The organism is Bradyrhizobium sp. (assembly GCF_036009065.1).
GTDB lineage: Bacteria > Pseudomonadota > Alphaproteobacteria > Rhizobiales > Xanthobacteraceae > Bradyrhizobium.
Map to the genome: position 1 here is coordinate 1 of NZ_DASYMN010000369.1, position 2,142 is coordinate 2,142.

The 2,142-nt window shown below is 60.9% G+C and carries 1 protein-coding gene; it reads left to right on the top strand.

Annotated elements, in window-relative coordinates:
- Positions 1-2,053: elongation factor G (gene fusA, locus VGP39_RS22430; protein WP_327570287.1), on the top strand; the 2,053-nt coding region annotated here is incomplete at its 5' end.
- Positions 2,054-2,142 lie beyond the last annotated feature (89 nt).

The window sequence follows — 2,142 nt, forward strand, 5'->3', positions numbered from 1 at the left end:
AGAGGACTACCGCAACTTCGGTATCATGGCGCATATCGATGCCGGTAAGACCACGACCACCGAGCGCATCCTTTATTACACCGGCAAGAGCCACAAGATCGGCGAAGTGCACGAAGGTGCCGCGACGATGGACTGGATGGAACAGGAGCAGGAGCGCGGCATCACCATCACGTCGGCCGCCACCACCGCATTCTGGAGCGGCAAGCGGCTCAACATCATCGATACCCCAGGCCACGTCGATTTCACCATCGAAGTCGAGCGTTCGCTGCGCGTGCTCGATGGCGCGGTGTGCGTGCTCGATTCCAACCAGGGCGTGGAGCCGCAGACCGAGACTGTCTGGCGCCAGGGCGACAAGTATAAAGTTCCGCGTATCGTCTTCGCCAACAAGATGGACAAGACCGGCGCCGATTTCTTCAAATGCCTCGACGACATCGTCGACCGCCTCGGCGCCAAGCCGATCGCCATTCAACTTCCCATCGGTTCGGAAAACAACTTCAAGGGCCTGATCGATCTCGTCCGCATGAAGGGCGTGGTCTGGGAAGACGAGGCGCTCGGCGCCAATTTCAAGGACATCGAGATTCCCGAGGACATGGTCGAAAAGGCCAAGGAATATCGCGAGAAGATGCTGGAAGCCGCCGTCCTGCTCGACGATGAAGTGCTCGCAGCTTACCTCGACGGCAATGAACCCGATGAAGCCACGCTGAAGCGCATGATCCGCAAGGCGGTTCTGACCGGCGCGTTCTTCCCGGTGCTGTGCGGCTCGGCGTTCAAGAACAAGGGCGTGCAGCCTTTGCTCGACGCGGTCGTGGACTATCTGCCGTCGCCGGTCGACGTTCCCGCCATCAAGGGCGTCGATGAGGATGGCAATGAAATCGTTCGGCTGCCGAAGGACGACGAGCCGCTGGCTCTGCTGGCGTTCAAGATCATGGACGACCCGTTCGTCGGCACCATCACCTTTTGTCGCATCTATTCCGGCACGCTTCGGTCGGGCACCGGCGTCATCAATTCGACGCGCGACCGCAAGGAGCGCATCGGACGCATGCTGCTGATGCACGCCAACAACCGCGAGGACATCAAGGAAGCCTTTGCCGGCGACATCGTCGCTTTGGCGGGCCTGAAGGAAGCCCGCACCGGCGATACGCTGTGTGATTCCGACAAGCCGGTGATTCTGGAAAAGATGGAATTTCCCGAGCCCGTCATCGAAATCGCGATCGAGCCGAAGTCGAAGGCCGACCAGGAAAAGCTCGGCGTCGCGCTTGCGAAGCTCGCGGCGGAAGATCCGTCGTTCCGGGTTTCGACCGACCTCGAGTCCGGCCAGACCATTCTCAAGGGCATGGGCGAGCTTCACCTCGACATCAAGGTCGACATCCTGCGCCGCACCTACAAGGTCGACGCCAACATCGGCGCGCCGCAGGTGGCGTTCCGTGAGCGCGTTACCAAGCGCGTGGAGCACAGCTACGTCCACAAGAAGCAGACGGGCGGTACCGGCCAGTTCGCGGCGGTTTCGCTGATCGTCGAACCGAACGAGCCCGGCAAGGGCTACGAGTTCGAGTCGAAGGTCGTGGGCGGCGCGGTGCCGAAGGAATACATCCCGGGTGTCGAAAAGGGCATCGAGTCGGTGCTGGGCGCGGGCGTGGTCGCCGGCTTCCCGGTTGTCGACGTCAAGGTCCAGCTCGTCGACGGCAAGTATCATGACGTCGACTCCTCGGCGCTGGCCTTCGAAATCGCGACGCGTGCCTGTTTCCGCGAGGCGCTGCAGAAAGGCAAGTCCGTCCTGCTCGAGCCGATCATGAAGGTCGAAGTGGTGACCCCGGAAGACTACACCGGCTCGGTCATCGGCGACCTGAATTCGCGGCGCGGCCAGATCCAGGGTCAGGACATGCGCGGCAATGCCAATGTCATCAACGCGATGGTGCCGCTCATGAACATGTTCGGTTACGTGAATAACCTGCGCTCGATGAGCCAGGGCCGCGCAACCTTTACCATGCAGTTCGATCACTACGCGGAAGCGCCGGCAAACGTGTCGGCGGAAGTCCAGAAGAAGTTTGCCTGATTGTCGTCGGCGACAGCTAACGACTGAACGGAGAGTCAAATGGCCAAAGCAAAGTTTGAACGTACCAAGCCGCATTGCAACATCGGGAC